This window comes from Streptomyces sp. Edi2, from assembly GCF_040253635.1.
Lineage (GTDB): Bacteria > Actinomycetota > Actinomycetes > Streptomycetales > Streptomycetaceae > Streptomyces.
Genome location: NZ_JBEJGX010000003.1, coordinates 7515428 through 7539745 on the forward strand (window position 1 = coordinate 7515428; position 24318 = coordinate 7539745).

General features: G+C 71.1%; 25 protein-coding genes and 1 pseudogene. 6 read left to right on the top strand and 20 right to left on the bottom strand.

Annotated features, from left to right (window positions below; all coding sequences use genetic code 11):
• Positions 1-19: 19 nt before the first annotated feature.
• From ABR737_RS36280 to ABR737_RS36300, 5 genes are all read right to left on the bottom strand, one after another.
• Positions 20-1555 carry an FGGY family carbohydrate kinase gene (locus ABR737_RS36280; protein WP_350255382.1) on the bottom strand — a complete coding sequence of 512 codons (1536 nt, stop codon included), beginning with the start codon at positions 1553-1555 and terminating at the stop codon, positions 20-22.
• Positions 1556-1708: 153 nt separating this feature from the next.
• Positions 1709-3142, bottom strand: a complete 1434-nt coding sequence (locus ABR737_RS36285) for an MFS transporter (protein WP_350255383.1) — start codon at positions 3140-3142, stop codon at positions 1709-1711.
• A gap of 346 nt (positions 3143-3488) precedes the next feature.
• Positions 3489-4136 (bottom strand): outer membrane protein assembly factor BamB family protein, encoded by a 648-nt coding sequence (locus tag ABR737_RS36290; protein WP_350255385.1) that lies wholly within the window; start codon positions 4134-4136, stop codon positions 3489-3491.
• Positions 4137-4480: 344 nt separating this feature from the next.
• A complete protein-coding gene (locus tag ABR737_RS36295; RefSeq protein WP_350255386.1) occupies positions 4481-5419 on the bottom strand; it encodes a DUF4190 domain-containing protein in 939 nt (312 codons plus the stop codon).
• A gap of 245 nt (positions 5420-5664) precedes the next feature.
• Complete coding sequence (locus ABR737_RS36300; RefSeq protein WP_350255388.1) at positions 5665-5994, bottom strand: hypothetical protein; 330 nt, start codon at positions 5992-5994, stop codon at positions 5665-5667.
• Positions 5995-6095: 101 nt separating this feature from the next.
• On the opposite strand from ABR737_RS36300, the pseudogene ABR737_RS36305 reads away from it, so the two are divergent.
• Both ABR737_RS36305 and ABR737_RS36310 read left to right on the top strand, forming a co-directional pair.
• Positions 6096-6332 (top strand): annotated as a pseudogene (locus ABR737_RS36305) (response regulator); the annotation flags it as partial.
• Between the two features lie 377 nt (positions 6333-6709).
• Entirely contained in the window at positions 6710-6868 is a 159-nt protein-coding gene (locus ABR737_RS36310; RefSeq protein WP_350255389.1) for an LxmA leader domain family RiPP, read from the top strand.
• A gap of 122 nt (positions 6869-6990) precedes the next feature.
• Here the strand turns inward: ABR737_RS36310 and ABR737_RS36315 are convergent, their stop codons facing one another.
• The 9 genes from ABR737_RS36315 to lxmK form a co-directional block, all read right to left on the bottom strand.
• Positions 6991-8277: a M16 family metallopeptidase gene (locus tag ABR737_RS36315; protein ID WP_350255390.1), complete on the bottom strand. Its 1287-nt coding sequence runs from the start codon at positions 8275-8277 to the stop codon at positions 6991-6993.
• Positions 8274-9527: a M16 family metallopeptidase gene (locus ABR737_RS36320; RefSeq protein WP_350255392.1), complete on the bottom strand. Its 1254-nt coding sequence runs from the start codon at positions 9525-9527 to the stop codon at positions 8274-8276. The genes ABR737_RS36315 and ABR737_RS36320 overlap by 4 nt, the downstream gene beginning before the upstream one ends.
• On the bottom strand, positions 9515-10285 hold the full coding sequence (locus ABR737_RS36325; RefSeq protein WP_350255393.1) for a class I SAM-dependent methyltransferase: 771 nt from the start codon (positions 10283-10285) through the stop codon (positions 9515-9517). The genes ABR737_RS36320 and ABR737_RS36325 overlap by 13 nt, the downstream gene beginning before the upstream one ends.
• The gene (locus tag ABR737_RS36330) at positions 10282-11277 is read right to left on the bottom strand and encodes a hypothetical protein (protein ID WP_350255395.1); all 996 of its coding nucleotides are present in this window, start codon (positions 11275-11277) and stop codon (positions 10282-10284) included. The genes ABR737_RS36325 and ABR737_RS36330 overlap by 4 nt, the downstream gene beginning before the upstream one ends.
• Positions 11274-11876, bottom strand: coding sequence for a flavoprotein (locus ABR737_RS36335; RefSeq protein ID WP_350255396.1), 603 nt, complete (start codon positions 11874-11876; stop codon positions 11274-11276). Before ABR737_RS36335 ends, ABR737_RS36330 begins: the two co-directional genes overlap by 4 nt.
• On the bottom strand, positions 11873-12820 hold the full coding sequence (locus ABR737_RS36340) for an LLM class flavin-dependent oxidoreductase (protein ID WP_350255397.1): 948 nt from the start codon (positions 12818-12820) through the stop codon (positions 11873-11875). The genes ABR737_RS36335 and ABR737_RS36340 overlap by 4 nt, the downstream gene beginning before the upstream one ends.
• Positions 12821-12958: 138 nt before the next feature.
• Entirely contained in the window at positions 12959-13285 is a 327-nt protein-coding gene (locus ABR737_RS36345; RefSeq protein ID WP_350255399.1) for a helix-turn-helix domain-containing protein, read from the bottom strand.
• 3 nt (positions 13286-13288) lie between these two features.
• The gene (locus ABR737_RS36350) at positions 13289-14242 is read right to left on the bottom strand and encodes a T3SS effector HopA1 family protein (protein WP_350255401.1); all 954 of its coding nucleotides are present in this window, start codon (positions 14240-14242) and stop codon (positions 13289-13291) included.
• Positions 14239-15339: a class V lanthionine synthetase subunit LxmK gene (lxmK, locus tag ABR737_RS36355; protein WP_350255403.1), complete on the bottom strand. Its 1101-nt coding sequence runs from the start codon at positions 15337-15339 to the stop codon at positions 14239-14241. The genes ABR737_RS36350 and lxmK overlap by 4 nt, the downstream gene beginning before the upstream one ends.
• A gap of 185 nt (positions 15340-15524) precedes the next feature.
• Here lxmK and ABR737_RS36360 point away from each other — a divergent pair, with 185 nt between their 5' ends.
• On the top strand, positions 15525-16223 hold the full coding sequence (locus tag ABR737_RS36360; RefSeq protein ID WP_350255405.1) for an ABC transporter ATP-binding protein: 699 nt from the start codon (positions 15525-15527) through the stop codon (positions 16221-16223).
• Complete coding sequence (locus ABR737_RS36365) at positions 16213-17856, top strand: DUF6297 family protein (RefSeq protein WP_350255406.1); 1644 nt, start codon at positions 16213-16215, stop codon at positions 17854-17856. The genes ABR737_RS36360 and ABR737_RS36365 overlap by 11 nt, the downstream gene beginning before the upstream one ends.
• 49 nt (positions 17857-17905) lie before the next feature.
• On the opposite strand, the gene ABR737_RS36370 is transcribed toward ABR737_RS36365, so the two are convergent.
• The 4 genes from ABR737_RS36370 to map all read right to left on the bottom strand — a co-directional run bounded on the left by ABR737_RS36370 (position 17906) and on the right by map (position 21258).
• Positions 17906-18556, bottom strand: a complete 651-nt coding sequence (locus tag ABR737_RS36370) for a response regulator (protein ID WP_350255407.1) — start codon at positions 18554-18556, stop codon at positions 17906-17908.
• The gene (locus ABR737_RS36375; protein ID WP_350255408.1) at positions 18553-19560 is read right to left on the bottom strand and encodes a sensor histidine kinase; all 1008 of its coding nucleotides are present in this window, start codon (positions 19558-19560) and stop codon (positions 18553-18555) included. The genes ABR737_RS36370 and ABR737_RS36375 overlap by 4 nt, the downstream gene beginning before the upstream one ends.
• Before the next feature lie 625 nt (positions 19561-20185).
• Positions 20186-20383 (bottom strand): hypothetical protein, encoded by a 198-nt coding sequence (locus ABR737_RS36380; RefSeq protein ID WP_350255409.1) that lies wholly within the window; start codon positions 20381-20383, stop codon positions 20186-20188.
• A gap of 92 nt (positions 20384-20475) precedes the next feature.
• Entirely contained in the window at positions 20476-21258 is a 783-nt protein-coding gene (gene map, locus ABR737_RS36385; RefSeq protein ID WP_350255411.1) for a type I methionyl aminopeptidase, read from the bottom strand.
• A gap of 65 nt (positions 21259-21323) precedes the next feature.
• On the opposite strand from map, the gene ABR737_RS36390 reads away from it, so the two are divergent.
• Positions 21324-21629 carry a helix-turn-helix domain-containing protein gene (locus ABR737_RS36390; protein ID WP_010983415.1) on the top strand — a complete coding sequence of 102 codons (306 nt, stop codon included), beginning with the start codon at positions 21324-21326 and terminating at the stop codon, positions 21627-21629.
• Between the two features lie 24 nt (positions 21630-21653).
• Here the strand turns inward: ABR737_RS36390 and ABR737_RS36395 are convergent, their stop codons facing one another.
• Together ABR737_RS36395 and ABR737_RS36405 are read right to left on the bottom strand one after the other, a co-directional pair.
• Entirely contained in the window at positions 21654-21917 is a 264-nt protein-coding gene (locus ABR737_RS36395; protein ID WP_350255413.1) for a hypothetical protein, read from the bottom strand.
• A gap of 442 nt (positions 21918-22359) precedes the next feature.
• Positions 22360-23580 carry an alpha/beta hydrolase family protein gene (locus ABR737_RS36405; RefSeq protein WP_350255415.1) on the bottom strand — a complete coding sequence of 407 codons (1221 nt, stop codon included), beginning with the start codon at positions 23578-23580 and terminating at the stop codon, positions 22360-22362.
• A gap of 94 nt (positions 23581-23674) precedes the next feature.
• On the opposite strand from ABR737_RS36405, the gene ABR737_RS36410 reads away from it, so the two are divergent.
• Positions 23675-24268, top strand: a complete 594-nt coding sequence (locus ABR737_RS36410) for a TetR/AcrR family transcriptional regulator (protein WP_350255417.1) — start codon at positions 23675-23677, stop codon at positions 24266-24268.
• Positions 24269-24318 lie beyond the last annotated feature (50 nt).

The window sequence follows — 24318 nt, forward strand, 5'->3', positions numbered from 1 at the left end:
GTGCTTCCGTGCGCGGGGGCTACGACGCGGGGTCGTTGAGATGGGCGCGCAACCCCTCGCGCCAGGCCGCTCGTTGATCACCGCGCACGGCTTCGGTGATCGACGGCTCGAAGATCCGGCCGCGGGGCTGCGCCTCGACGACCTCTTCGAGCGAGGACCACAGCCCCTGGGCGACCCCGGCCAGATAGGCGGTGCCGCGCAGGCTGGCGGTGGCGGAGTCGGTCACCCGTTCCAGTGGCAGGCCGGTCAGGTCCGCCTGGATCCGCATCAGGGGGTCGCCGCCGGAGACGCCGCCGCCGACGCGCAGCCGGGCGAACGGGCCGCCCATGGTGGCGGCGACGGCGTCGATCAGATCACACACCGAGTGCGCGATCCCGTCGACCACGGCACGGGCGAGGTCGGCGCGGGTGGTGGCGAGGGTGAGCCCGGTGAGGGAGGCGGTTGCCTCCGGATGCCAGACCGGCGTACGGACACCGGCGAGCGCGGGGACGAAACGCGGGGTGCGGCCCGGCCGGGCGGGGGCCGGCCCGGCTTCCTCGCAGAGCTCCTTCGGTGAGGCGAACAGCCCCAGGTCGTCGCAGAGCCAGCGCAGCGCCGACCCCGCGGTGGAGGTGTACGCCTCCAGGCTGTAGTGGCTGATGCCGCCCTGCCGACGGCCCGGTTGGGCGACCACCCCGGAGAGGTCCGGCCGGGGCAGGGCGGGTGTGGTGCCGGTCGCCGCGTCGACGAACGCACCGGTCCCGTACACGCACATCCCCTGCCCGGTGGCGAGCCCGCCCAGACCCACGAGTGCGGCGTGCTGGTCGCCCATGGAGGCGGTCAGCGGGACGGCGATGCCGAGGGCGTCCGGGTCGGTCGTGCCGAATCCGGCGTCGTCGGAGCGGAGTTCGGGCAGCAGGTCGAGGGGGAAGCCGAGGCGGCCGATCCATTCCTCGTCCCAGGCGTGCCGCTCCAGCAGGTAGCCGCCGGTGGACGCGGCGTTGGTCGGGGTGGTGGCGTGCACGGCGCCGCCGGTCAGGCGCCAGATCAGCCAGGTGTCGACGGTGCCGAACAGCAGCCGTCCCGCCCGGTGCGCCTCGGCGGCCTCCGGGTGGGCGGCGATCTGCCGGGCGGCCCACAGGAACGGGGAGCGGGCGCCGACCGGCCGGCCCTGCCGGGCCAGCAGGGCGGCGTCCCACTCCGCCTCGTACGCGGCGAGCTCGTGCGCGTAGCGCCGGTCCTGCCACACCACCGCGGGCAGCAGCGGCATTCCGGTCACCCGGTCCCACAGCATCGCCGTGGCCCGCTGGGTGGACAGTGCGACCGCGGTGATCTCGATGCCTTCCTCCCCTGCCCGGCTGACGGCCCGGCGTGCCACCTCGACGGTGGCCGTCCAGATCTCCATCGGGTCCTGTTCGACCGAGAGGTCGTCGGGGTGGCTGACCCTGATCGACCGGTAGAACACCTGCGAGGCGGCGCCCGAGTCGAGGACGACTCCGGACCGGGTGCCCGTGGTGCCCTCGTCGATCGACAGCACACCGCGCCGTGGGGCGGCGCCGGGGAACGTCTGCGTCATGGCAGCCCTTTCCTTGACTCATGGCAGGCATCGACTCATGGCAGGCATCGCGAGCGAGCCGGACGGAGGGATGGTGGGGGTGGGGGTGGGGTGGCGTGGGATTCGGAGGGGAGGGGCCCTGGGGGCGGGGACCCCGGAGTGGGGCGGGGTGGGTCAGAGGGCGGCCACGGAGCCTTCCACGGCGGTGTCGTCGCGGGCCTGTCCGGCACTCTCGTCGGGCGAGGCGGCCTTCGTCGGGTCCCACTTGATCACCAGGCAGGTGATCAGGCCGAGCAGCGGCACGATCGAGAGCACCAGGAAGGTGTCCGCGAGCCCGAGCGAGTCCTTGATCTGCGGGAACACATACAGCCCGACGACACTGCCGAAGCTGCCGACCATCCCGGTGACACCGGTGCCCAGCGCGCGGACATCGCTGCTGTAGGAGAGCGCGGCGATGGACTTGCCGTTGGCCCCGGGGCCCGCCGAGTGGCAGAGGATGAACAGCACAGGCAGCAGGAACGCCACGGCCGTGGGCACCTTTGCGAAGGTCAGGCCCATCGCCACCAGGGCCACGAACACCCCGGCGAAACCGGCGGCGGAGCTGAGCCGCAGTCCGAGGCGACGGCCGAAGTAGGCGGAGAGCAGCCCGCCCACGATGCCGAAGGCGTTGAACACCATCGCCCCCACCGTGGCCTTCTCGAAGCTCTCGCCGAAGATCGCCAGACTGATCAGCGGGAGGTACCAGCCGACCGCGAAGTACTGCATCGACTGTCCGAGCGAGATCACCGAGGAGAGGATCGTGCGCGGCAGGTACTCGCCCTGGAACAGCAGCCCGGCCTGACGGAACCCGACGGCGGGCGCCGCGACGGCGGTGCGGGTCGTCTCGTCGGGGGTGCCGGCGGCGGCCTTGATCCCGTAGATCCTGTCCAGGTTGGCGACCGACTCGTCGAGCCGTCCCTTGCCCGCCAGCCAGGTGGGGCTCTCCTTGAGCATCAGCGCTTGGGCCAGGAGCAGCGCGGCGGCGACGACCGAGGCCGAGCCGACCGACCAGCGCCAGATGTCGCTGCCCACGTTCAGGTGGAAGAAGAGCAGTGCCAGGGCCAGGTTGCCGGTGGTGGCGATGTACCAGACGGCCTGCCACAGGTTCAGCCGGCCGCCCAGCTTCGCGGGCGTGTACTCGGCGAGCAGGGCCATGGCGACCGCGAAGTCGATGCCGTACGCGACACCCACCAGGATCCGGCCGAGCCAGACGGCGTTGAAGTCACCGGCGAACGCGGCGAACAGCGCGCCCGCGATCGCGAACACCTTGGCGATGAGCAGCGGGGGGACGCGGCCGATGCGGGTGGCGAGCCAGCCGCCGACCGGATTGAAGACGATCGCCAGGGCCGGAGCGGTGGCCGTGAGGATCGAGACCTGGGTGGTCGTGAGCTCCATCTGGGACGTCATCGGCCCCAGACCGGCGCTCAGGGCCGCGTTCGAGTAGGCGTCGAGGAACAGCCCGCCGAACACGAGGAACCAGATGATGCGCGCCCGGCCAGTGATCCTTCCCAGCCCATCGATGAGCGCAACGACGTCGGCGGCGCCCTTGACGCCCGGACGTTGTGCCATGATCCACCTCTTTGAGGAAGACCCATCGGTGGCACGGGGAGCACAAAACAGGCATGACGAGACCACCGACAGGTGGTCTATGTCTATGCCTGTCAAAACACTGCGGAGTACACCGCAGCAAGTGCCTTGCGGGAACTGCAACTACGCGGCGATGTTAGGAACATGCCCGGAGGAGCGTCAAGGGTTTCGGCCAGGTTGCCGAAATGTGGCGGGTGCCCCGCGGAGGCCGTCGGTGCGGAAGGGGTGCGCCTGCGCCGTCCCCGCGCTGCCGAAGAGCAGCGCGGGGACGGCGGCCGGCAGGAGCAGCACCCCGGTGCGGAGTGATCGCACGGTGATGCTCCCTCTCTCAGCCCCGGCGCGCGGCCAGGGCGTGGACCGTGCCGTCGTCCGTGAGGGCGACGACCCAGTCACCGCTGACCGAGAGCGCCGAAGCCACTCCTCCGCCGAGGGGGTACGAGGCCCGCTGCCTGCCGGTGGCGCGGTCCAGGACCAGCAGACGGCCGTCCCATGTCCCCACGTACACCAGGGACTTCGACACCAGCGGGTGCATCGTGGGTGATCCCGCGCCGGCCTTGCAGCCCATGGCGCGCCAGGGGTCGTCCAGCGGGCTCTTGCCCGGCAGATATCCGGCCTTGGTCTCCCACACCGGCTTCGAGGGATCGGACGCGCTGGTGTCGTAGGCGCGTACGACACCGTCGCGGCCCGCCACATAGGCGATGTCGCCCCACACGGCGGGGCTGGTGAGCGGGGCCTTCCCGGGCTCACAGGTGCTGCCGCCGCCCAGCTTGGACGCCCAGGTCACGTTGCCCGTTTTCGGGTCGTGTCCGCGGACGCCGTAGGCCGTGAACGTCACCAGCTTCGCCGGGCCCGAGGCGGGTTGGGTCAGCACCGGCGAGGAGTGGCTGTCGATGTCGCCCGCGGTGTCCTTCGACCAGGTCTGTTTGCAGGTCGCGAGGTCCATCGCGAGGACGGAGTTGCTCGACACGGAGTGCACATAGGCGGTGTTGGAGCCGGGCTCGCGGATGGCGGTGCTGTGCGCCTGGCCCCAGGAGGAACAGCAGCACGAGACCGAGCCCGCCCACCGTGCGTATGCATTTCATGGCAGCGGACACTAGCCAGGAATAGCCCCTTTCCAGCCGAGACCGAACGACTTTCACCAGGCCGTCCACAAGAGTTCAGCTGTGGAGCAGAGACGCTGCTGCGAGCCACCGCGCAGGCCACCGCGCAGACCACCGCCCAGGCTGTGGCCCGCGCCCGCGCCGGGATACGCGCTCTGCATCGGGCCCGGAACGAGCCGTACGCGGGCCGTAGGCCGGGTTCGTGATCTGTGCCTGCTGGTCAGCCCACGCGCCCGCTCCACCAGGCGCTTTCGTCAGGTCCGCTCCACAAGGCCCTTCGGTCTGCGGCCAAGTTCAGACTCACGTCTACCCCCATCCTTTTCGCCGCGCTCGGGGGCAGGGCGAACCCCTGCGTCTTCACCTTCGTCATTCCGGGCAACAGGAGCGTTTTTCCCAGCCCGCGGGAATGGTCTTCGCCTTCGAAGACGGCTTGGGCCGTCCGCCCGTTGGCGTCCGTGGCCCCGATGCTGAGGAATTCCTCAAGATCCACCATGTTGGTCGAGCCGTTGCGGATCGTGACCTCCACAGCCCGTGTCCGGTTGCGCGGTGTATACCCGCTTGGCCCGCCGGATTCCGTCGTGCGGGGGGTGTACGGCTTGGGTGCCGAGACCGTCACCTGCACCCCGTTCTTGAAGCACCACGTGGTGCCGAAATCCGTTGTTCGCTGCCGGCCGGCCTGGCACGAGATCTGGTGGAAAGGGTCGGTGGCGGCCACGGCGCCATTGAGGCACCACACGGTGGCCAGGCCCCCGAGGACCGCGCCGGTCAAGCACCTTCCCCGGTTTCCGGCGTAACCCTGCTTCACCCGCCGGGCTCCGAGAATCCCCAGGGCCAGAGCCGTGGTGGTCAAGAGCCCCGCCACCCAGAACAGGACCCGGGCAGGGCCGGTCGAGCCGACGACGCCGAGGGTCGCGAGAATGAGGAGGCCGAGGACGGCGAGGGTGAGGGCTGCAATGCCAAGGCCGTTGCGGGGCGGCCCGGTACGGGGAGCAGGACCTTCGGGGGAGTCCGGCTCGGCCGGGCCACCGGGAACGCCGGCCCCTGTGGGAGACGGCGGCGATATGTCTCCGTGGGAGGGTCCCGCCTGCGGCTTCGGGGAATCTGCCATGGCCACTCCGTTCTTGCGACGCACGGCGCGTGCCTGCTCGGGCACCGTCACCGGGCGGTTGCGTCCTTTCAGGCGTACGGGTTGCCTGGAGAGAGGGGCAGGAGACGCGCCGGGTTGCTTCGCGGCGGTGCACAGGAGGCGGCGGGGGTGTTCGGCCTCGATCATCCGGGCGGGAGCGGGGATCCCGCACCGCCGAAGCCGCATGCCGCATGCCGCATGATTTCGCCCGGTTCGATCTGCTGCGGCTGCTCGGTGGCAGCAGGCGTGTGGTGCCGCTCCAGGCCGGCCCGCTGCACTCACACGTCGCGGCGCCTCACGACAAACACGGCGAGAGCGACGGTGATCAGCGGCCAGAGCGCGTACACGATCCAGGAGCCGGGAACTGTGGCGGTGTAGCCCAGGGATCCGGGTTCCGGCCCCCAGTTCTGGATCAGGCGGCTCCAGGCGGCCGACACCAGCGCGTGTTTGACGTCCGCCGACCAGCGGTTGCTCTCCGAGAACATGGTGGGCAGCATCAGCAGAGTGAAGACGCTGGTGACCATGGTCCCGGCGGCGTGCCGGAGCAGAACGCCGAGGCCCAGACCGACCAGGGCGCAGACCGGAGCCAGCAACGCGGATGCCACCATTTGGGCGGCCACCTCAGCGCCGGGCCGCGCCCCGAGGGCGGCTTCCGGGGGGCCGCCAGGCTGCCGCTGCCCGCGCCCATCGGAGTTCCGGTGGAGGCCCGATGACCGTCCGGGTGGTGCTCGCCGACGGCCAGCCGTTGGTGCGGTCCGGCCTACGTGTGATCATGGCCGACTACCCCGACCTGGAGGTCGTCGGTGAAGCCGCCACCGGCGCCGAGGCCGTCCGACTCGTCAGGGATGCCAGTCCCGACGTCGTGGTCATGGACATCCGGATGCCCGGCATGGACGGGATCGAGGCCACCCGCCTGGTCACGGCCGGTCCGGCAACCACCCGCGTCCCCGGCTCCCCGTGGCGAGCCGGAGCCGACGATCTCCTCGATGACCTTCGTCAGCTCCGGACGATCTTGCCCGGAGAGGGTGAGGGACACGACTGCGCCTCCGTACCGGCGGATCATGATGAGCTACGACGAGCCGGGGCCCACCCGCCATGAGTTCCACCGCAGTAGTGATTCCGGAATCCCGCCGGGAAGGCCGTTGGCCCTCGGCTTTCTGCCGTGTGTGGCTCTCCGGAGTGCACCGGCCTCAGGTTTCTCAACTTTGCGACCTCCCAAGACTGAGCAACATTATTTTTCTTATGGCTTTCCGGTTGTTTCGCCAGGTAGAAAGGACGCGGCAGTGAAAGGCATTGCCGCGTACAACAGGGGGAGGAATTGTTATGGCTTCTGAGAACGTATTCATGGATGACGCCGAGAACCTGATCGCCGGCTACTCGACCTACGCGACGGCGGAGGAGCTCGACGCGGACATGGGTGACCAGGCGCCGGCGAACACGCCGTCGGTCGTGGTTACCAGCACCATCGCCTGGAGCTGCTGACCGGCACGGTGCAGGCGGGCCCCGGTGCGAGCAGAACGCACCGGGGCTCTTTCCTGTGGTGGTGATCTCCGGGTGGGTGAGCGGTGCGTCCCGATGTCGCTCCGGGTGACGGGAGGTGCATCTCAACCGCATGAGGCGGCCAAGTCAGCAGACTGCTCGGCCCCGATGACGACGCCGGTGAAGCGGGCGGGGGCGTAGAACTCCTGCGCCACGTTCACGACGTCGGTGCGGGTGACGTCTCTGAGGGCCGCCACATGGCCGTGCAGCCATTCCGGGCCGAAACCACTCGCCATGGAGGTGAGGAGAAACTCCGCCATGCCTGCCTGGGACGCCGCGCCGGCGGCGGTCGCGCCGATGATGAATTCGCGGGCGGCGTGAATTTCCGTGGACGACGGCGGATCGGCCGCGAATCTCCCCAGTTCCGTCTGGATCTCGCGGAGTGCGGCGCCGGTGGCGCGGGTGGCCGTGTCGGCCTGGACGAGGAGGAACGTGTTGCCGCGGTGTTCGTCGAGGGTGGCCGAGGTGCGATAGGCGATTCCCCGCGTTTCCCTGATGCCGAGCGCCAGCCGTGATGAGAACGATCCCCCCAGGGCGCAGCCTGCCAGGCTGAGGGCGGGGAACCGGGGGTCGGACTGACCGAAGGCGGGGGCCGCCAGCAGGATCTGGGACTGGACGGCCCCGGGGCGGGGGACGGACGCGATGCCTTTTCCGGTGATTGTCGGCGTGCGCGCAGGGCTGGTGTCGGCGTGCGCCGGGGAGGGCCACTGCGAAAGCTCCGCCGGCAGGTTCCGGATCGCCGCTTCCGGGGCGAGATCCCCCACCAGGACGAGCGTGGCGCCCTCTGTCCCCATGAGTTGGGAGTGGAGGGCCGTCAGGCGCCCGGCGGTCACAGCGGCGAGGTCTTCATCGGACGGCAGGAGGCGGTGGAACGCGTCCCCGTATGCGTGGGCGAGCAGTGCCTCTCGCGCGTGTGTTGCCGGCTGGACACGCGTGAGTGCGCTGTGCGCCGCCACTCTCCGGACTGCCGCCCGGCATACGTCGTCGTCGTACCGACGTGGTGTCAGGGCGGTGGCCAGGCTCTCCAACAGTGGGAGAAGGCCTGCGGCCGACGTCGTACCGGAGAGGGTGAGGCCGGTGCTGTCGAGTCCGGCGGTGAGAGCGGCGCCCGGCCAGGCCGGTGCGCGCCCGTGCAGGAGAGCGCGGGCGAGCACCTCTCGGAGGGCCGGCGGATGGTTCGGGCCCGTGGGCAGAGGTGTCCGTAATCTGACTTCCACCAGGGGGACCGAGGGAGCCTTGACGGCCACCACCCGGAGCCCGTCGCCGAGGACCGTGTCCGACCAGGGGGGCATCGGGAAGTGCTCGTCGGGACCGAGGGCGGGGAGTACGCGTGGCGTACGCGGCGGATTCATCGGAGCCCTCCGGGGACGAGGGTGAGGACGCCCCGGCGCTGCCCTGCGAGGTGCTCGGCGGCTCGGGAGATATCCAGGGAGTCGAGGGTGAGCAGTAGTCCGGAGAACTCGTCGACGAGTTCGGCCCGTCCGTGCAGGACTTCGTACGCCCCGGCGTTGCGGACCCGGGTCAGCAGGGTGTCATGCGCACGGAGGATCTCCCGGTTCGCCCGCGCGCCCGCCTGTCGCAGGTGTCCCGGATCGGGGCCCCGTCCCGCCAGCTCCTCCAGTTCCCGGTCGACGGCGTCGAGGACCTGCTCCACGGAGTACGGCTGACGGTGCGTCACCGAGACGCCGAAGGTGTCCGGGAAGTGGGCCTGGAACGGGCCGAAGAAACCGCAGTGGGTGCGGACCGATGCCGCGGCACCCGAACCGTCGACCAGGGCCCCGCGCAGCCGGTGCCCGAGCAGCCGGGCCAGCAGTACGTGCGCCAGGTAGGCCCGCTGTTCGGCCGCCGGGTCGGGCAGCCGGTAGCCGACAGCGACCGCCGGGAGCGGGGCGAAGGGGTCGTGGTGCGTGCCGTGCCGGTCCGTCTCCGGTGCGGGCTCCGTCTGCCGGGGCCGCGCCGCACCCGGTCGCCCCGGCAGATCGCCGAAGTGGCGGTCGACCAGGGCTGCGACCCGCTCCGGATCGAACCGGCCGGTGAGCGTCAGAACGGCGTTGCCCGGGGCGTAGTGCGCGGCGAAGAAGTCCTCCGCCTCCTCCACGGTCGCCCGCTCCAGGTCGGCGAAGTGGCCGTATCCGTCGTGGGCATTGGCGAACTCCCGGTAGAGGACCTGCGGCAGAAGGGGCCAGGGGAAGCCGCCGTACGGCTTGTTGGTGACGTTGAGCCGGATCTCCTCCTTGATGACCTCGATCTGCGTCCGCAGGCTCTCCTCGGTCAGCCGGGGCCCCCGCATCCGGTCGGCCTCGAGGAAGAGGACCCGCTCCAGAGCCCGCGGCGGGACGGCCTGGAAGTACTCGGTGTGGTCGGGGTGGGTGGCCGCATTGGCGACGCCACCGCTCGCGTTGACGATCCGGTGGTGGTCCGCCCTGCCGACGTTCTCGCTGCCCTGGAACATCAAGTGCTCGAAGAGATGGGCGAATCCGGAACGGCCCGCGGGCTCCGACCTGTACCCCACGTGGTAGTGGACGGCGATCTCGGTCACGAGAGCGGACGGTCTGGGGTCGAGGACGGTCCGGAGGCCGTTGTGCAGCGTCAGCCGGTGCACGGGGTGCTGCCGGCGCTCTCTCCTGTGTCGGCCTCGTAGACGGAGACATGGCGCGTGCTGCGGAAGGTGTAGGGCTGCCTCGTCCAGTCCTCCCAGCGTTCCACCAGGCGTAGGCCGGAGAGCTTGGCCAGCAGGTCCAGCTCGAAGGGGAAGGCGTACCGGAGCAGATGGCGCTTGGTCTCCGGCGGTCCGCCGTCGAGGATGGTGTGCGTACCGAGCATGATCTGCTGGGAGCGGTCCACCGTCAGGGTGTTCAGCAGGACGCCGTTCTCGCCGAGTGGCTGCATGGAGAGTTCCTGTTTCTCCATGGTGTGGTAGACGGCGGGGTCGAACGCTTCGAGGATGAAGCGGCCGCCGGGCGCCAGCTGATCGGCGGCGTTCCGCAGGCAGCCGAGCTGCTGCTCCTGGGTGATGGCGGAGAAGAAGGTGTTCATCACCACCGTGATGACATCGAAGCGCAGCCCTGTGCTCCGCTCGGTGAAATCACCCAGCACGGTGGACACGGCACCCTTGGCGTCCTGCTCCTTGAGCTTGGCCAGCATGGCCTCGGAGCCGTCGATCCCGTGCACCTCGAAGCCGCGCTCGGCGAGCGGCAGGGCGATACGCCCCGTCCCCACGCCGAGTTCGAGCACCCGGCCGCCGGGCGGGGCGAGGTCCGCGATCAGCGCCACGGCCTGCTCGGTGTCGGCCGTGACCGGATACATCTGGTCGTAGACCCCGGCCAGCTTCTCGTCGTAGTGGGCGTGATCAATACTCATGTCGTCCTCGGGGTCATCGGGTGTCCGTCCGCGCACAGCGCGGCGGCGCCCTCGGTGTCGATCAGGTCTGCGGCGAGGTCCAGGTGGTGGCGGAGGTCATCGGCCCATCCGACGTACGCGGCGAAGTCGTGCGCGTGGGTGAGCACGCGCAGCGCCGCCATCCGGCCCGCCCGCGCGGCGTCGAAGGAGCCGGTTCCGTATCCGGCCAGGAACTGCCGTACGGCGTGGGCGCAGTGCGACGACGCCTCGGGGCGTGCGGTGAGATGCCGCAGCCTGAACTCGGCCAGCTCGCCGAGGAGCCAGCCGATGTCGTACTCGGGCGGGCCGGCGGCGAATTCCTCGCCGGCCAGCAGCGTGCCGTGGCCTGGTGCCCCGGCCCCGCCCACGGCCGCCGGAATCAGTGAGCCCATGCTCACCCCGCCGCACAGGAACACCGCGTTGGCCCGGTCCGGGACGGCCTCCTCGCACCATGTCCGCGCGCGCTCCCAGCGCTCCGGGCCGAGCCGTGCGCGCGCCGCGGTGTGGAGGGCGGGCCCGGCTCCCGGCCCCTTCTCGCCGTCCAGCCAGAGCGAGAGCCGCGCGGCCCCGGCGGGCTCCCGGGCGGCCCATGCCTTGGGCAGAGCAGTGTGCAACCGGTGCAGCAACTGCCCTACCCCATACATCAGTTGACTCAGCCCGTGCCACCCGGCGTTGTCGGGTCCACCCGCGAGGACATGTCCCGCCGACCGGTCCGCGCCGGCCGGGTAACTGCGTCCTGCCCCGGCCGGCACGCCGAGGTTCAGCACGACCGGTCCACCGGACAGCCCTGCCACCGCCTCGCGGATCGCGGGCGTCACGGGGGAGAACGGCCGAGGGCGCCGCGGGCCGGGGAACCGCACCCAGACGTACGGCTCGCCGCCTTCCGGGCCGACGGCAGCGATCCTGGTGGCGAGATACCCGGTGGCGAAGGCGGCCCGCACCGTGCCCTCGGGGGTGCCCGTGGGAGCGGTCACGGTGCCCCTCCGCCGTTCCGGAGGGCCTCCGCGGCCTCCACCAGCTCCGGCAGCGGAGCGGCGACGGTCGCGTCCATCCGGCCGGTGGTGGTGCTCAGACCGGGCATCGGCGGTACCACGACGACGTTGCGGTGCTCGGCGAGCGCCCGGCAGTGCCGCCGGTAGGCCACGGATTCCACCCCGCCCGGCGGCAGCGCCGGAGCGACGACCACGGGTGCGGTGGTGCATTGCAGCGCGAGCAGCACCGGGGTGTCGGCGCTACCGAGGGCGAACCTGGCGAGGAAGTTCATGCTCGCCGGATTGACGATCACCGTGTCCGCCCACTCGGCCAGTTCGACGTGGAGCGCCGTGGCCGTCGGCCCGTCGGGCCAGCGGTCGACGAGGATGTCCCGGCCCACGACGGGAGCCAGGGCTCCGCGGGTCACGAAGCGCTCCGCGCTGCGGGTGACGACGACGCGGAGCTCCAGGTCCGGGTATCCGGTGCGTAGCCACTTCATCCAGAACGGCGCGTGCGCGACGCTGAGGGCACCGGTGCCGACGTACAGGAGCCTGCGGGCCGCGAACGGCGGCAGCTCCGCGCCCCGGCGGCCGCCGGTCATCCGAGACCTCCGGCACCCGCGATATCGCGCAGGTCGCGGTGGGCGGCGGCCTCGCCTTCCGTGAAGTGGACACCGGAGAGGTTGAGGATCACCTCGTCCACCCCGGCGTGGTGGAACCGGCGCAGTGCGGTGGCGATGTCGTCCGGGGTTCCGGTGAGGAAGACCTCCGACTCCACGAGGGCCTCCGCGCCCTTCATTGGCTCGCCGGGGTCGGCCTCGACCCCGGCGCGCCGCAGCATGTCCGTGTAGTGGTCGGTGGACAGATGCGCGCCCACCGCCGTGTACGCCGCCTGAGCGGGGTTGCGGCCGGGCCGGCTCACCGCCGCGTGCACGACAGTGGCCACCCTGGGAGCCTTCCGCCCGCGTTCGGCGGCGCCCGCCTCCATCGCGGGACGCAGTTGCTCCGCGACGTAATGGGGTGGGGTGAGCCAGGTGATGGCGACGTCGGCGAAACGGCCTGCGGTCCTCGCCATGCCGGGGCGCAGCACGCCCAGCCCGACCTCGGGGCGCGGGGCAGCGAGGCGCGGGAGGCGGGCCGTGAGCCGGTACTGCTCGCCCTCGTGCTCCACGGTCTCGCCGTCGAGGAGCCTGCGGACCACGGAGAGGTATTCGCCCATGGCCTTCAGCGGCCGGTCGAAGGCCTCACCGAGGAACGATTTCTGGAACTCCACCGACCCCGGCCCGTAGCCGGCGACGAGGCCCGCCCCGGACAAGGCGCTCAGGGTCCTGGCCTCGACCGCAGCCTGGTAAGGGTGGCGCAGCGGTGCCAGCGCGATGCTCGTGCCCAGCGGCAGGCCGGGGACATGGGCGGTGAGGGCTGCCATGGTCAGGTGGGAGTCCAGCCGCAGCGACTGGCCGAACCACAGCCGCGTGAAGCATGTCTCCCGGGCGAAACGCGCGAATTCGACGGCCGGACCAATGGCGTCCGGCTGTGCGGGATACATGAGGGAGAGTTTTCCCGCGGCTCTCTCAACCACGATTTTCCACCTTCTTCAGTCGCTGGAGGCGCCAGGTATATGTGCGACGCGGGATGTCGAGGACCAGACAGAACCTCGAGATGGGGATCCCCAGCTCTTGACGTATCAACTCGAGGTCCGGGAAGGGATTCCGCGATGACTCCCGACCCGTCGCCACGTCATCAGCTCGACGTATGCCTCACCGAGTGCGACCTTCAGATTCCGCACTTCATGGCGGAGTTTCTGCTCCTGCTGGGAGGGCGGCGCAGACGTCTTTTCGCTGCCCGCCAGCCCCTCCGTGCCGCTGTCGATGAACTGTCTTCGCCAATTGGCTATGGATTGTTCGGACACTTGGGAGAGCTGTGCCGCCTCTGCCGCCGTGCGTTCTTTCGACAGCACGGAGAGCACGATCTTTGCCTTCTCCTGCGGTGGCAGCACCGGGCGCCGTGCCATGAGTCACACCCCGCCTTTTCCGTATGAGAGTTCAGGTGAATCGATGTTCCGGGAGATTTCGAGTGGGTCTGTTCCGGCGGCCGTGAGTGCCTCGGCGACATACGCGTGGCGCCGTGCGCCCGCGGGCTCCCGCCGGGACGCCAGCAGGCCCTCCGCGAGGGCCAGCGCCCGATGCTGGCCGAAGCTCAGCCCGGCGTGCCCAGGCCTCCGGTCGTGCGGCTCCCAGCCGGCGGCGACCCCCGGAGCCAGCAGCTTCGCGAACGGCGAGACACCCGGCGCCAGTCCGGGTGCCCCTGACAGCTCCTCGACCAGCGCATCCAGTGCGGGCCAGGCATCGCTGCCCAGGTAGACGACGAGGGAGTCCCGGCGCGGCAGGAGCCGAGGGGAGGAGATGACCTTTGCCCGGTACGGGACGGCCGCCGCCTCCATCCGGGCCAGCACCGAGCGCCAGATCCCGGTGGCATACCGCGCCTCCGCGATATGGACGTAGACGCGGAGCAGCGGCCCCCTGGACGGCCGTCCCCGCGAGCCGTCGACCAGGAAGAAGCCGGGGGACAGGGCGGGACGGGCGGCGGGCAGCCGGAGCACGTCCTCGGCCGGGTCCACGGCCGAGGACGGAACGGTCACCCGCACCCCGTCGATCTCCGCCACGAGGTGTCCGCCGGCCGCCCTCACCGCCGCGGCCGGGTAATGCGTCGTCCCGTGGGGGACCGCGGCCGCCAGGGCCGCCTCGGTGGCCGGGTCGCGCAGCCGCTTCGGGAGCGGGCCGTCCTCGGACGGCAGCCCGGCGTGGAGGTGTTCGTACAGCAGGTTCGCCAGTTCGCCCGTGCACTCCCGCAGCGATTCCCCCCGGACCGTCCGACCGCCGAACTCGACGGTCAGACCGTCCTCGGCGACGACGGCATCCCGCAGGACCGGATGCAACCGACGGCATATCCGCTCGGTCGTGGCTGTCATGGACCGTCCCCCAGACCCAGCGTCCTGACGAATTTCTCGGGGTGCACCAGCGCAGTCCGGCCGACTCCCATCGCCGCCCGGGTCGCCGCGGACAACCGGGAGCTCTGCTCCGCCGCGCCCAGTGCACGGTCGATGAGATGCCAACCGGCGAAGGCCGTGGCGCGGACCGCCAGCCCGCTGTCGACCGCTGCCCGCGCGCTGCGGTAGCCGGTCCAGAACTCCGCGATGCGGGGCTGCAAGCGGGCGAGTTCCCGCGTTCCCGTCGCCACCAGTTCCTCGTGTGACGGGCCGCGGTCGATCCGGCCGTGCTCCGTGCGCCCACCGGCGAGTCCGCCGAGCGCTCGGTGCAGCCACTCGCCGGCGAAACTCCCCACGTCACGCGCCGGGTCGGCCAGCCGGAACTCCTCACCGTCGATGAGGTGGAGCAGGCCGCCGGCCAGCAGGAACTGGTCCAGTCGCAGATCGCAGTGGACGGGGCGCCGCTCGGCGGCCGACTCCCACCGACGCAGCCTCGCGAGCGCCGCGCACAGTTCGCGGTCGGCGTGGACGATGTTCCACAGACTCACCTCGGCGAAGCTGAGGTTCAGGAACAGCGGCAGGGGCAGCGCGTCGCACCAGGCGACGTTGGGCAGCGCGGGGGCCGAGGTGTCGAGGGCGGGCGCCGCGCCTTCGGTGGGTGCACCGTGCAGCAGCCCGACGGCCCGCCCGGCGCGATGGGACAGGTCCTCCTCGAACGTGCCCCGCTCCGCCAGCTCCGTCCCGTTGACGGCGTCCGTCAGCAGCTCCGTCACGATGAGCGGGGCGGCTTCGCCGTGGCCGAGCACCGTGGGGGTCAGCAGTTCCTCCCGGCCCACCCGCCCGACCGTCGCCTCGAAGGCGAGGGAGCGCCTGATCTGGCGCTTCGCGGTTCCGGCGCCGCCCAGCACCCGCTTGACGAACACGGCGACGCCCCTGGACGTGACGCCCGCCCAGTTGTCGTTGCGCCCGATGAGGGAGGCCACATCCGGGTCGGCGAGTTCGCCCAGGCCGATCCGGCCAAGGAACTCGTTCACTCCGGGGGCGTCCCGGAGCGCCACCGGGTCGAACGTGGTGCGCACGGGGACTCCTTGTCGGCTGGAAGCGTCTCGCACCCCAGAATGGCAAGACCTCGAAGGGCCTCGTCCCCGACTTTGGTCGTGGTCGGCCGGCGACGGGAGTAGGGGCCGCCGGCCGAACGGGCGGCGGCCAGAATGGGGGCGGCAAGGACATCGATGCCGCGCTATCCGAAGGTGTGAAGCCGTTGATGCACAAGACAGGCGCCGCTGCTCTGCTCCGTCTGGAGGACGTCGGCCATCGCTACGGGGACCGGGAGGTGCTGCGCTCGGTCTCCCTGCACCTGGAACCCGGCGCATGTGTGGCGCTGGTGGGCCACAACGGATGCGGGAAATCGACGCTGTTACGGCTGGCCGCCGGCCGGGAGACCGCCGTCGAGGGCGAGGTGCTCTTCGACGGCGCTCCCCTCCGTGAGGACGATCCGGCCACCCGCGCCCGGATCTCCTCCGTACTCGACCCGGCCGCCTACTACCCCGACCTGACGGTGCGCGAGCACGTGGTCTTCGTCGCCCTGGCCCACGGTCTCGGCGCGGCCGCCGACGACGCCGTGGACCAGGCCCTGGCGGACCACCATCTGACCGATCACGCGACGGCCCTGCCGGCCTCGCTCTCCTCGGGACAGAGCCAACTGCTGCTCCTCGCCTCGGCTTTCGTACGACCCCACGACCTCCTTCTCCTGGACGAGCCGGAGCAGCGGCTGGACTCACGCGCGCGGGCCGGGCTGGCGGACCGTCTGGTGTCGCACAAGGAACGGGGGACGGCCGTCCTGATGGCCACGCACAACGCGCAGCTCGCCGAGCAGGTCGCCGACCGCGTCCTCGTCCTCGAATCGGGAGTGCCCGTGGACGGCGGGGAGCACGACTGGGCGGAGGCCGGCCGTGCCCGGTGAGGCGTCGGCTCCGGCCGCCTTCCGCGGATCCACCGCCGAGGCGCTGGGATATCTGCGCGGTGCCACACAGGCCCGGCAGCGGGCGCAGCGACGCGGCAACGCGGTGATGCTCTACGGGGTGCTGGTCGTCGCCGCCCTGCTGGGCACCCCGTACCTGCTGGCCGCCGCGAACGCGTCGCGGGCGAGCCGCGGTCACAGCGCCTTCGCGGAACCGCTGCTGACGGCGCTGCCGGTGACGCTGCCGAGCGTCCTTGCGATCGTCCTCTTCCTCACCCTGCGGGATGCCGCGTGGCGGGGGCCTGTCCTGGTCGACCTGCCGACGGCGTTCTGGGCCGTGCCGCAGCCGATCCTTCGGCGCTCCCTGCTCATGCCCCGCTTCGTGGCCTCCGTCGTCCTCGCCACGCTGGCGGGCGCCGTTGCCGGAGCCGTCGCGGGCTTCCTGCTGGCGACCGGAACGGACGGCTCCTGGCCGGCCGCGACGGCCGCCGGCGCCTGGGCGGGCAGCGCGGCCGGGCTCGGCTCGGCGGCGGCCGGTGTCCTCGTCGAGCGGCACGACAGCGCCGTGGCCGGCATCGGCCGGCGTCTGTTCGCACTCGGCTGGACGGCATCGGCCGGTCTGCTCGGGCTGTCGGTGCTCTCCTTCTTCCAGGACCTGCCGGCCTGGTTCGGCGCCGTCCTGGTCTGGTCCGGCCCGTGGGGCTGGGCCGGCCAGCCGCTGCTGGCGGCGGTGGGCGGGACGGCCCCTGGCTGGCCTGTCGCCTCCGCGCTGCTGGTGGCCGTGATCCTTTTGGGGGTACGGAAGGCCGGGCGTTCGGTGGCGCTGATCCCGGGGGAGTCGCTGCGCCGACGGGCTCTGGTCGTCTCCCAGGTGACGGCGTCGCTCTTCTCGCTGGAGCTGCGCCAGGCCAAGTTCTCCGTCCAGGGCACGCACCGCCACCGGTCCCGCCCCGTCCTGCGACTGCCCGCACCACGCGCCCGGTGGCTGGTGATTCCGTGGCGCGATGCGACGGGACTGCTGAGGGCACCGGGGCGGCCGGCGTGGGCCGCCGTGCTGCTGGCCGCCGCGGTCGTGCTCACCGCGACCATGGACGGGCCGTCGCTGCGCCTGCAGATCCTCAGCGCAACGGGCGCCCTCGGCGCGATGTATCTGGCCGCGGCCCAGCTGGCGGAGCCCGCCCGAGTGGACAGCGACGATCCCCGGAGGTCGGCCAACCTCCCCTGTTCCCCGGGCTCACTGGGGCTGTGGCACGCCGCCGTCCCGGCGGGCCTGCTGCTCACCGGGGCCATGGCGGGGCTCGCCGGCTGCGCGGCCGCCGGGCTGTGGCACCCCGGCCTGCCGGCGCTGCCGCTCTGTGTGCCGACGATGGTGGGGGCGGCCTTGGTGAGCGCCTACCGTGGGGCCATGCCGCCCCATGTGGCGATCGGTGTGGAAACCCCGTTCGGGAACACGGCGCCGCTCCAGATGGCGGCCTGGTATCTGCGCGGTCCCTTGGGGGCATTGCTGCTGACCGTCCCGGACCTCGTCCTGACCGCCGGCCGCGGGGCGCTGGGAGCCGGCGGAGTGCTCTGGCTGTCCGCCGTCGGCGCCGTGCAACTGCTGTGGGCGTGGCACGCCGCCAGGCGGCAGCGGTGATCCGGCGTCCCGCCGGCCCCGGACCGCCCGGAGGTGCGTTCACCAGGACTCATTCGGCCAGTCCGGCGCGGTCCGCCAGCAGCGCCGCCTGTACGCGATTGGCCGCGCCGAGCTTGGCCAGGATGCGGGTGACATGTCCCTTGACGGTGGCCTCGGTCATGTCCAGCTGGGTTCCGATCCCCGTGTTGGGCAGCCCCGTCGCGAGGAGCACCAGCACGGTCCGCTCCCGCGGGGTCAGCGACGCCAGCTGTTCCCGCAGCTCCGCCGTGACCGCCCCCGACCGCCGCCGGAGCGCGCTGAGCACCCGGCCGGTCACGGCGGGCGAGAGCATGCCGTGCCCCGACGCGACGGTGCGCACCGCCTCGATGAGCCCGCCCGGCGGGGTGTCCTTCGTCAGGAACCCGGCAGCCCCGGCCCGCACGGCCTCGGCGATGTATTCGTCCTCGCCGAAGCTGGTCAGGATGACGACGCGCGGCGGGCTGGGCAGCGTCCGCATCTCCCAGGCCGCTCGCAGGCCGTCGACGCGCGGCATCCGGACGTCGAGCAGCGCGACATCGGGCGCGAAGCGGCGGGCGGCCTCGACGGCCTCGCGCCCGTCCTCCGCCTGGGCCACGACGTGGACGTCCGTACCGGTCTCGAGAATGGTGGTCAGCCCCTGCCGGACGAACTGGTCGTCGTCCGCCACCAGAACCCTGATCACGACAGGACCTCCAGCGGGCCCCGCGCCGGCTGCCGCACATCCGGCTCCGCGTGGCCCCGGACACCTCCCGCGGCCCCGCGACCCCACACACCGTCCCCGTCGACGGGTATCGACGCAGTGACCCGGAAGTCGCCGCCCGCCAGGCGTCCCGCCGTGAGGACGCCGCCTTCCTGACGAATCCTTTCCGCGAGCCCGACCAGCCCCCTTCCGCTGCCCGGCATTCCGGAACCCCGGCATCCGGCGGCCGTGTTGACGACCTCCACCACCACCCAGCCGTATCGGTGCGTCACACGGATCGCGATGTCCGCGCCGGGCGCGTGCTTGAACACATTGGTGAGCGACTCACGGATCAGCCGGTACAGGGAGTGCCGCACGCCTTCCGGCAGGGCGTCGACGTCGGCGGTCATGCGCACGGCGACCCGGCGGCCCAGCGCCCGAGCGTGTTCCACCAGCTGCTCGATGCCGGCGGCGGCCGACGGCGGCGCCCAGGCGAGGCCGTCCTGGCCCGGCCTCGTCACCAAGTGGTGCATCTCGTGGAGGGCCAGCCGGCCGGTGGCGCCGATCGTGCGGGCCTGGGCGCGGACCGTCTCCGCGCCCTGCTCGGCCGTCACCTCCAGCACTCCGGCGGCCAGCACCATGCGGCTCACCTGGTGGCCCACCGCATCGTGCAGTTCGCTGTGGAGCCGGGCCCGCTCCGCCACCCGGACGCGCTCGGCCAGCAAAGCGCGCTCCCGCCGGGACTGGCACGCCCGCTCGGCCGGCATGTCCCTGCGGGCCTTCCGGATCAGCGTGAGCAGGACCAGGAAAGCCAACCCCAACAGGACCGGAGGGAAGAGGAGTTCCGGCGAGGGGCGGAGGACCGACCGCCAACCGTCCCGGACGAAGAGGGCCTGGACCACTTCAACTGCCGTGATGGCCCACGCTATTGCCAGGTCGGACCGGGAGACCGGGAGCAGACCGTGTAAGCGCGTCCGCCGTCGGCCCACCGCATCGGTGCTCTTCATATCGACCCGGAAATGCCGCCCAATGCGTGCTTCGACTGCGGCGGCGCTCCTGGGGGCCGTAAGGGCGTGCAGATACGTCTGCAGAGCACATGTAATCTCGCCATGTGTGACTTCTCCCCGTTAATGAGCGTGAGCCCGTGTGAGCACCATGGTGCCTCAGCTCTCCGCCGACCGGGTTACTCAGGTCGGGAATCGGCCGAGCCGGCGCGGACCGCTGTCCGGCACCCGCCCCTCCCCGGCACTGCCGGGGAGGGGCGGCGTGGTGGGGCGGGTCGCCACGGTCGATGCCGTGTCCCGCTTGTCAGAACAGGCCCTGGGTCAGTGCCACCGAGTCCGGTACGGCGACCTCTTCGGGTGCGCTGAGCGGCTGGATGCCCAGCATCTGCTGGGTGACGTAGTGGGCGGACATCATGACGCCCTCCTGCCGGCCGGGGTGGCGAGATCTGGTCGCCCGTGAGGTAGAAGATGTCCTTCCCCTCGGGCTGGAGCAGCTGCCGGTAGGCCTCCAGCGGTGCCGGGACAGTTCAACCGGCACGATTGGGCATGTCCCGGGTGCGCATGCGGGAGCAGGCGCACACTGGTTCCTCCCGGGGGTCACCAAGTCGTCCTGGTGATGTCGTGGTGCTCACGGTGTCGCAGCCACTCGCAGCCGGCCGAGCCGGAGGAGGCGAGATCGGGCGAGGGCAAAGCCCGCGTCGGCGGACAGCGGCGGGCGGGCCGCCACCTCCTGGAGGCTCTCCCCGTCCGGAAGGTTGATGGCAGTCAGGAACTCACCATCGTGCGGGTGGCTGTTCGGTGTGCAAGCGGCGATCAGCTCGGACATGGTGACCTCCCGGTTCGAGGCGGCCGGGGACAGTTGAGACCCGGCCGCGCCTGGCAGCCGGGTCTGCTGACGCGGCAGCGGTGTGGGCTCCCTTACGGTCGTGCCTGCGGGGGCAGGGTGAGAATTTCGGCTCCGTTGTCGGTGATGGCGATGGTGTGCTCGCTGTGCGCGGTCCGGCAGCCCGTCGCGCTGCGCAGCGTCCAACCGTCGGCGTCGGTGACGAGTGTGGCGGTGTCGGCCATGACCCAGGGCTCCAGGGCGAGCAGCAGTCCGGGGCGCAGCTTGTATCCGCGGCCGGGCCGTCCGGTGTTCGCGATGTGTGGGTCCTGGTGCATGGTCGAGCCGATGCCGTGGCCTCCGAACTCGGTGTTGATCGGGTAGCCCGCCTCGCTGAGGACCGTGCCGATGGCGTGGGAGAGGTCGCCGATGCGCGCCCCGGGCTTGGCGGCGGCGATGCCGGCGGCGAGTGCACGTTCGGTCGTATCGATCATCGCGACGCTCTTCGCCGGCCTGGCCTTGCCTACCAGAAAGCTGATCGCGGCGTCCGCGGCCACCCCGCCCCTGGATACGGCGAGGTCGAGAGTCAGCAGATCCCCGTCCGCCAGCGTGTAGTTGTGAGGCCGCCCATGGAGCACTCCGTCGTTGACGGCCGTGCAGATGTAGTGCCCGAACGGGCCGCGCCCGAAGGAAGGCGCGTAGTCGACGTAGCAGGACTGTGCTCCCGCCTCGGTGATCATTTCCTTGGCCCACTGGTCGATGTCCAGCAGATTCGTCCCGATCGTGCTGCGCTGCTTCAGCGTGTGCAGGATGTCTCCGACCAGGGCGCCGGTGCCCCTCGCCTGCTCAAGCCGCGCGGAGTTCAGGATCTCAATCATGGGGGGCCTCTCGTGTACGTCCAATAACTATCCCGGTCTAACTGTACCGGTATTAGAATGGGGTCATGGTCAGGTTGCCGCTCACCCCCGCCGAGGTAGAACGCGGACAGCGCCTTGGCGCCCTGCTCCGCCGAGCCCGGGGCTGCCGCTCGATGCTGGACGTGGCGCTCGCTTCGCACATCTCGCCGGAAACTCTGCGGAAGATCGAATCCGGCCGTGTGGCTACTCCCGCCTTCCCGACCATCGCAGCGATCGCCGACACCCTCGGCCTGTCTCTCGACGCCGTCTGGGCCGAGATCAGCCAGGCGGAGCGAACCGTCGAGGATCAGTCGGTCTTGCCTGTCACACGGCACCCATCGCTGGTTTCGTAACGCCGCACTCCAAGACTCAGCGGTTCACTGACCGCGCTGTGCCGGTACTCCTGCGCGCACGCTGTTCACCTCTTCGACCAGCCTGAGCACCGCCTCGCGGACCTCGGCGGCTACACCGCCCCGGCCGCCTGCCGGCTCCGTCGCTTCCTGCCCGAAGGCCGACCAGATGCTGGACGGGTTGGTGCTTTCAGCACCCGCTACATGGACGCCGCCGTCAACTGGCTGTGCACGGACGGTTTCGACCTCCGCGACCAGGACCTCGTCTGCTTCTCCCTGTTCGCTGGACACCGCGTCAAATGCCCGGTCGCTGCCCGTTCCGGCTTCCCGGCCTGCCCGACAGGCTGCACCTTCGGGTGATACGGAGGCCGCAGATGAGGCGTAAAACCTAAATGTCACTCAAATGGGTTATCAGTGCGCATTGAGCTGCGGCGATGCGCGGGGATTCGTCAAGGTTGATGGCAACCTGGCACCAGCCGGGCCCCGCCTCCGGCGCTTGGCCGCTTGCGGCAGGCCAGAGCTCAGCACTCTCCGACGTATTACGGACGGAGCCAGAGCCGGATCGCACACATGGCCGCAAGGCCGCAGCCAACCGCCAGGCGCATCGGGCTGGGACACGAACTGCGCCAGCTCCGCAAGGCGGCCGGTCTGACGACCGCTGAGGCAGAAGTAGTGGGCCTGCACTTCGGCGAGAGCCGCGTTGGACGCCATCGCGAACCCCGGCCCGCTGAGCTCAGGCGTTTTCGGCCATGACGTCGTCCAGCCAGTCGTAGATACGGGCGAAGGCCAGGCGCTGGGCGCCGGCCTGGCAGTGCGCGTCCGCGCCCTGTCCGGCGGTGAATTCCAGCAGCGTCTTCGGGCAGGTCAGATGCTCGTGGAGCAGTTCGGGCTGGCCCTTGAAGAACACGTCGTCGGCGGCCGAGCAGACCAGGGTGGGGCAAGTGATCTTCTCGGCGATGCCGTCGCGCAGGTGATAGCCCAGCAAGGTGGCGAGGAGCTCGCGCGAGGTGTCGCCGCCCATGACGTACCTGCCCTGGTCGGCGACCCAGCGAGTCATGGGGCTGGCGGCCATGGCCGCCTCCACGGCGGCCTCGAATTCGGGGCTGTGGTCGGCGCGCAGCCGCTGTTCGGCCTCGGCGCGGTCGAGGGACAGGAAACGGGCGGCCAGGTCGCCCAGGTCGTAGACGCCGTCGAGGGCGATGACGGCGGCGAGACGGTGATCGAAGGCCGCGGCGCGCGGCGCGAGCAGGCCGCCCATGCTGTTGCCCAGCAGGGCGATCCGGCCGGGATCGGTTTCGGGGCGGGCCAGGACGTAGTCGAGGACCGGGCCGACCACGTTCTCCCAGTCGTGACGGAACAATAGGCCCTGGTGGTGGCGGGTGCCCGGCTGTCCGGGGCCGTCGAAGGACAGCACGTGGTAGCCGCGCTCGGCTGCCGCGGCGGCGGCGCCGAAGTGCATTTCCTCGGCCGTGCCGTCGAACCCGTTGAACATGACCACGGTCGGCCGGGCGGCGCCCGAGTCGTCGGCCCGGTACAGGTACCCCGGCAGCACGGTGTCCTCATAGGGGATCTCCACCGGCTCGATGACGGGAGTGAACAGCGCGGCGGCCTGGCGAAAGCACCTCACCGACGCGTCGTATGCGTGCCGGATACGCGGGTCTGCGGCGTCGCCGTGCAGGAAGAACTCGGCGTTTCGGTAGTAGTTCGACGCCCGCAGGAAGGCGTCCCGGGCGCTGACGCGGTGCCCGCCGGCCAGGGCCGTACGTCCCTCGTCGGCCACCCGGTCGGCGGTGGCGAGCCACTCGTCGTGCCAGCTGTCGTGGTCGCCGGCGGTGATCCGCTCCGTGGTCACCACGACCTCACCGAAGTCGGCGCCGCCGTAGGCGATGTGACCGAAGGACCGCAGCGTCTCGAACCAGAAATGTGAGTTGTGCGGGAAGAACAGGGGCTCCATCGACACTCCTAAAGCAGTTGTCGGCTGCGTTTAGTGGGACTGTAGGGCCGTGGAAACGGCAAACGCAAGTCTCGACTGCGTTAAGGTGAGGGGTATGGAGAAGGAACGACAGCCGGCCCGCCGGCCCGGTGGCCGTGCTGCCCGCGTCCGCGCGGCAGTGCATCAGGCGGTCACCGACCTGGTCGGCGACCGCGGATACGGGAACTTCACCGTCGGCGATGTCGCCGCCCGCGCGTCCGTGGCCGATACGAGCATCTACCGCCGCTGGGGAACCCTGGAAGCCCTCCTCTCGGACGTGGCCCTCACCCGGCTCGCCGCCACCCTCCCCGCCGCCGACACCGGCAGCCTGGAAGGCGATCTGCGCAGCTACGCGGCCACCGCCGCCCACCACATCGCCGGGCCGGACGGGATGGCGGTACTGCGCCTGGCCATCTCCCTGTCCCACGCCGGGCAGCCGGGCCTGCAGGCACGCGACGCGTTCCTCGCCGAGCGCACCCGCCAGCTACAGGTCATGCTCGACCGGGCCCGCGACCGAGGCGAAAACCCGCCGGACGCCCTGGAGGTACTCGATCTCATCCTGTCCCCGATGTACCTGCGCGTCCTGCTCGGAGCGGGCCCGCTCACCCCCGCCTACCTCGACGAACTGGTCGACCGCCTGCTACGCCTGAGCGCCGTCACCGAAGGGTGAAACAGCGACGAAAAGCCACACAGTCCGTGAGACGCGTGAGGAACCCCCGT